The organism is Ruegeria sp. K5, from assembly GCF_056531805.1.
This window is the reverse complement of the sequence record NZ_JBQFML010000011.1, coordinates 68798-74797: the sequence shown is the minus strand read 5'-3', so window position 1 is coordinate 74797 and position 6000 is coordinate 68798. Positions and strand designations below refer to the sequence as shown.

The following is a 6000-nucleotide window of genomic DNA, read 5'->3' as shown; positions in this document are numbered from 1 at the left end:
CGGCAGCGCGCCGCAGGCGCGCTGCCGGGCCCAAAACCCAAGAAGGGTCGGCGAAGCCGGGCCGCCGCGGGTGCGGGAGCCTTTGGTCTGTTTAGGTCAGGTCCTTGTAACTGATCTCGCGCGTGTCCGCTCCGGGGCCTGCTTTCTCACGACGCATGATCAGACGGTTCAGCGCGTGGATATACGCCTTGGCCGAGGCTACGACGGTATCTGTGTTTGCAGATTGGCCGGTGGCGATCATGCCGTCTTCTTCCAGACGCACCGAGACGGTGGCTTGCGCGTCCGTGCCTTCGGTCACCGCGTGCACCTGATAGAGCTGCAAATGCGCTTTGTTGGGGTAAATCGCACGGATCGCCTTGAAGGTGGCATCGACCGGCCCATCCCCATGTTCGGTTGCGATGATGTCCTTGCCGTCCATCTCCAGCTCGACCGTCGACTCGGCCTGTCCGCCAGTGCCGCAGGTGACCTTCATCGACACCAGTTGCAGGTAGTCATCCGCCTCGTCCAGCGTCATCAGGGCGATCAGGTCGTCGTCAAAGACCTCTTTTTTGCGGTCGGCCAGGTCCTTGAAGCGGACAAAGATATCGCGAAGCTGGTTGTCCCCGACCTCAAAGCCAAGCGTCTCAAGTTTGTCGCGCAGGGCGGCGCGGCCCGAATGTTTGCCCAGCGGCAGGGATGTGCCGGTAAGGCCGACATCTTCGGGGCGCATGATCTCGAAATTGTCACGGTTCTTCAGCATCCCGTCCTGATGGATGCCGCTTTCGTGGGCAAATGCGTTCTTGCCGACGATGGCCTTGTTGAACTGCACGTTGAAGCCCGACACGGTGGCGACCCGGCGCGAGATATGCATGATCTTGGTGGTGTCGATACCGGTGTGGTAGGGCATGATATCGTTGCGCGTGCGCATGGCCATCACGACCTCTTCCAGCGCGGTGTTGCCCGCACGCTCACCCAGACCGTTGATGGTGCATTCGATCTGACGCGCGCCGCCGATGACGGCCGCCAGCGAGTTCGCCGTCGCCATGCCCAGATCGTTGTGGCAGTGGGTCGCAAACACGACCTCATCCGCGCCGGGGACGGTTGCGATCAGACGCTTGATCAAATCAGCCGATTCCAGCGGTGCCGTGTAGCCCACCGTGTCGGGAATGTTGATCGTGGTCGCACCCGCCTTGATCGCAATCTCGATCACACGGCACAGGTAGTCCCACTCGGTCCGCGTTGCATCCATCGGCGACCACTGCACGTTTTCGCACAGATTGCGGGCATGGATGACGGTGTCGTGGATTTTCTCGGCCATCTCGTCCTGGGTCAGGTTCGGAATGGCCCGATGCAGCGGAGAGGTGCCGATAAATGTGTGAATGCGGCTTTTCTCGGCGTGTTTGATCGCCTCCCAGCACCGGTCGATATCGTTGAAATTGGCGCGGGCCAGACCACAGATGCGGCTGTTCTTGGCGCGCTGGGAAATTTCGGTGACGGCTTTGAAATCGCCTTCCGAGGCGATGGGAAAACCCGCCTCGATGATGTCGACGCCCATCTCGTCCAGCAGTTCGGCGATCTCCAGCTTTTCTTCATGGGTCATGGTGGCGCCGGGGCTCTGCTCGCCGTCGCGCAAAGTGGTATCGAAGATCAAGACGCGGTCTTGGTCGGTCACGTTGGTCATGGGATTTCTCTTTCTTCTTCTGTCCTAAAGCCTATGGCGCGCGGGCGTCCTCCTCTGAGCGGGCGCGCCGGGTGGCACGCTCAGAGGCGGATTAGGATCAGTAGGCCACGCAGCGACGTACCGCCAAGGGCGGTGTCGATAAAAGGGATATCTGCGCGGTTGATCATGGGCGAAACTTATACAGAGCAGAAGGGGAATGAAAAGAACCAATTTTCAGGCTTTGCGGATTTGCCCCGGTTTCTTTTGCTTTGCGTGTTGAACCCATCTGTGCTGCCGCTAGGTGGGGCGGTATGAAGACAGCTTTGATCATTGGTGCATCCGGGGGGATCGGCGGCGCAATCTGCGACCGGCTTGTGGCACAGCGCGTGGCGGTGACCGGCCTGTCCCGGTCGCACGACGGGTTCGATCTGACCCGGCCCGAGGTGGCGTTGGCGCGTCTGGATGACCTGCAGGGGCCGTTCGATCTGGTCCTGGTCGCGTCAGGCGCATTGGAGATCAATGGCGCGCAGCCCGAGAAAACCATGCGCGCTGTGACGGCGCGGGCCATGATGGATCAGTATGCTCTGAATACGGTCGGCCCTGCGCTGATCCTTGGCCGGGCGCATCGGTTGCTGCCGCGCGACAGGCGATCCGTGATTGCGGTTTTGTCAGCGCGGGTCGGATCGATTGGCGACAATCGAATGGGCGGGTGGGTCAGTTATCGCGCGGCCAAGGCTGCGGTTAATCAGGTGGTTCACACGGCGTCTATCGAGTTGGCCCGGACGCACAAACAGGCGATTTGCGTCGCCTTGCACCCCGGAACGGTCAAAACCGAGTTCACGCGGAAATACCTAGGCCGACACCCCGCTGTCGCGCCAGAGGAGGCTGCTGAAAACCTGCTGCGTGTGACGGGGGCGCTGACCCAAGACGACACGGGTGGGTTCTTCGACTGGGCCGGGAAGCGGGTGCCCTGGTAGCAGGTCAGTTCTCTGCGGGGGCCTCGGTTTCCGGTTCCCCGGCGCTTGGCGCATCCGGTTCTGCGTCTGGTGTGCCCTCGGTGGGTGCCGCATCTTCTGACGACAGGGCGTCGTTGTCCCAAAGGCCCGATTGCTCTTGCCCGTTGGCATAGCGCATTGTGCCCTGTCCCTGACGTTTGTTTTCGAAAAAGCCGCCCTCATACACATCGCCCGAAGCATAGGTTGCCACGCCTACACCGGTGATTTTGCCGTCAAACCAGTCGCCGGTGTAGGTAAAGCCGCTGGGGGCCGTGATCGTTCCCTTTCCATGGCGAGCGCCATCGATGAAATCGCCCTCGTACACCGTGCCGTCGGCAAAGGTTGATTTCCCTTTGCCTTGCCGCGCACCGTCGATCCATTCGCCTTCATAGCGATAGCCATTGGCAAAGGTGACCGTGCCGGTGCCGTGGCTCAGGGCGTTGCGGAACTGGCCTGAATAGACCGTGCCATTGGGGTAGGTCGCCGTGCCGCGCCCCTCAAAAACCCCGGCAATCCAGTCGCCGTCATAGACGGTTCCGTCGGCATATGTGCTTTGGCCCTTGCCGTGCGGCAGATCTGCGCTCAGCTCACCGATATAGGCCGAGCCGTCCGGATAGGTGATCTCGCCAAAGCCTTCGATCTGGCCTTGCGACCATTCCCCGGAATAGCGGTAGCCATCGGTGCCAACGAAGGTGCCCTTGCCATGGCGGCGGTCGTCTTCATAATCGCCCTCGTAGACGCTGCCATTGGCGTAGGTTTCTTTGCCCTTGCCTTGACGGCGGCCTTTCGCAACTTCGCCTTCGTAGACATCGCCATTGGCCAGCGTCATTCGCCCGGTGCCGGTCATCAGGTTCTCGACCCACTGGCCGTCATATTCCAGACCGTCCGACTGGATCCAAAGACCCTGCCCATGGCGTTGGCCCTGCTGCACGTCGCCGTCGTAAACCGACCCGTCCGGGTAGGTGATCCTGGCCTTGCCCTGCATTTGGCCATCAGCCCAATCGCCGTCGTAGACATAGCCGCTGGGGTCCGTGCGCGTGCCCGTGCCATGGTGGCGCGAGTCCTTAAATTCACCCTCGTAACGCACGCCGCTGGCGTATTCCGCGACACCGGTGCCGTTGATGCCGCCACCTTGCCATTCGCCTTCGTAGGAACCGCCATCGGCATAGCTGATCTTGCCCTGACCCTCGGGCTTGCCTTCGGCGAATTGCCCGACATAGACCGACCCGTCGGCAAAACGCGCCGTGCCCTGGCCCTGAATGACGCCTTCGACCCATTCGCCGGTATATTCAAACCCGTTGGGTAGGCGGTAGGTTCCGGTGCCATGGCGCAGCCCGTTTTCGAACGTGCCCTCATAGACGCCGCCGACCTCGTCATCCTTGGTGATCACCGTCCCGTCCTGGGCAAATGCGGCTGTCATCGTCAGGGACAGAATCCCGACTGTGAGAGAGTTGCGGATCAGCTTCATGTATCGTCCTGCCTGCCCGGTGATCGTTTTCGCTTTGGTTGGCGCAAAAATAAGGGACCGCACAGGTCAGAGCAACGGCTTTTGCGGCATTGGTCTTTCACTCGCGCAACGATCTGCTAAATGCATTAGCACCAACGAGGGCAAGAGGGCAGCATGGCCGACCGTTTCCGCATCACTCTGGCACAGCTTAACCCCACCGTGGGCGATATCGAGGGCAACGCAGCCAAAGCCTTGGCCGTGTGGGAGCAAGCCCGCGAGGCCGGGGCCGATCTTGTGGCGTTTCCCGAGATGTTCATCACCGGGTACAACACGCAGGACCTGATCCTGAAGCCGGTCTTCCACCGTGCCGCGATGGCAGCGGTGCAGGATCTGGCCGCGCAATGCGCGGATGGTCCGGCTGTGGCGATTGGTGGACCTTGGGCCGAGAACGACAGCCTGTTCAACGCCTATCTGATCCTCAAGGGCGGGCGGATCACCAGCAAGGTTTTGAAACATCACCTGCCGAACGAGACGGTTTTTGACGAGGTGCGCCTGTATGATTCCGGCCCTCTGGGCGGGCCGTATTCGGTCGGGAACTCGCGCATCGGCAGCCCGATCTGCGAGGATAGCTGGCACCCGGATGTTGCCGAAACGCTGGAAGAAACCGGGGCCGAGTTTCTGCTGATCCCCAATGGCTCGCCTTATTTCCGGGACAAATACGATGTGCGCCTGAACCATATGGTCGCGCGGGTGGTCGAGACCGGCCTGCCGCTGATTTACCTGAATATGGTGGGTGGGCAGGACGATCAGGTGTTCGACGGTGCCACATTCGGCCTGAACCCGGGCGGAGAGCTTGCCTTTCGCATGCCGGTTTTTGACGAAACCGTCACCCATGTGGACCTTGAGCGGGGCGATGACGGCTGGCGGATTATCCCCGCCGAGATTGTGCCTCAACCCGATGCGTGGGAACAGGATTACCGCGCCATGGTGGAATCCTTACGCGATTATATGGGGAAGACCGGTTTCAAAAAGGCGTTGCTGGGTCTGTCGGGCGGTGTAGATTCCGCTCTGGTCGCGGCCATAGCCGTGGATGCCATCGGGGCAGAGAATGTGCGCTGCGTGATGCTGCCGTCGGAATACACCAGCCAGGCCTCACTGGACGATGCCGAGGCGGTCGCCAAAGCGCTGGGCGTGCACTACGACTTTGTTCCGATCTCGGACAGCCGGGCTGCGGTAACGGATACGCTGGCCCCCCTGTTTGAAGGGCGCGACGCGGACCTGACCGAAGAGAACATCCAGTCCCGCCTGCGCGGTGTGCTGCTGATGGCGATCTCGAACAAATTTGGCGAGATGTTGCTGACCACGGGCAACAAATCCGAGGTCGCGGTGGGCTATGCCACGATCTATGGGGACATGAATGGCGGCTACAACCCAATCAAGGACCTCTACAAGACCCGCGTGTTCGAGACCTGCCGCTGGCGCAATGCCAATCACCGTGCGTGGATGATGGGCCCGGAGGGTGAAGTCATTCGCCCCTCGGTCATCGACAAACCTCCAAGCGCGGAGCTGCGCGAAGATCAGAAAGACAGCGACAGCCTGCCGGATTATCCGGTGCTGGACGGTATTCTGAACATTCTGGTGGATCAGGACGGTTCCATCGCCGATTGTGTCGCGGCCGGATATGGCGAACAGGACGCCCGCAAGGTCGAACATCTGGTCTATATCAGCGAATACAAGCGGTTCCAGTCTGCCCCCGGCACCCGTCTGACCAGCCGTGCGTTCTGGCTGGACAGACGCTATCCCATCGTGAATCGCTGGCGGGATCGGGGCTGAGGCCGATACGCGGCCTTGTTTCTGAAAACAGTTCCGCATCATGACCTTATATTGTTTCCATTTGTGGGTCATTGAGGCTGAAATCA

The 6000-nt window shown here is 60.9% G+C and carries 4 protein-coding genes; 2 read left to right on the top strand and 2 right to left on the bottom strand.

Annotated features, from left to right (window positions below; all coding sequences use genetic code 11):
• Nucleotides 1-91: 91 nt before the first annotated feature.
• Nucleotides 92-1660: a 2-isopropylmalate synthase gene (locus ACR0MO_RS19610; RefSeq protein ID WP_480892981.1), complete on the bottom strand. Its 1569-nt coding sequence runs from the start codon at nt 1658-1660 to the stop codon at nt 92-94.
• A gap of 290 nt (nt 1661-1950) precedes the next feature.
• Here ACR0MO_RS19610 and ACR0MO_RS19605 point away from each other — a divergent pair, with 290 nt between their 5' ends.
• Nucleotides 1951-2616: an SDR family NAD(P)-dependent oxidoreductase gene (locus tag ACR0MO_RS19605; protein ID WP_480781302.1), complete on the top strand. Its 666-nt coding sequence runs from the start codon at nt 1951-1953 to the stop codon at nt 2614-2616.
• A 4-nt stretch (nt 2617-2620) separates the two neighbouring features.
• On the opposite strand, the gene ACR0MO_RS19600 is transcribed toward ACR0MO_RS19605, so the two are convergent.
• Entirely contained in the window at nt 2621-4102 is a 1482-nt protein-coding gene (locus ACR0MO_RS19600) for an MORN repeat-containing protein (RefSeq protein WP_480781301.1), read from the bottom strand.
• A 153-nt stretch (nt 4103-4255) separates the two neighbouring features.
• Between ACR0MO_RS19600 and ACR0MO_RS19595 the strand changes: the two genes are divergently transcribed.
• Nucleotides 4256-5914 (top strand): NAD+ synthase, encoded by a 1659-nt coding sequence (locus ACR0MO_RS19595; RefSeq protein ID WP_480627277.1) that lies wholly within the window; start codon nt 4256-4258, stop codon nt 5912-5914.
• Nucleotides 5915-6000: the final 86 nt, after the last annotated feature.

Coding starts and splice junctions, on each gene's coding strand:
- ACR0MO_RS19610 (WP_480892981.1), bottom strand. CDS start 1,660: ATGACCAACGTGACCGACCAAGACCGCGTCTTGATCTTCGATACCACT.
- ACR0MO_RS19605 (WP_480781302.1), top strand. CDS start 1,951: ATGAAGACAGCTTTGATCATTGGTGCATCCGGGGGGATCGGCGGCGCA.
- ACR0MO_RS19600 (WP_480781301.1), bottom strand. CDS start 4,102: ATGAAGCTGATCCGCAACTCTCTCACAGTCGGGATTCTGTCCCTGACG.
- ACR0MO_RS19595 (WP_480627277.1), top strand. CDS start 4,256: ATGGCCGACCGTTTCCGCATCACTCTGGCACAGCTTAACCCCACCGTG.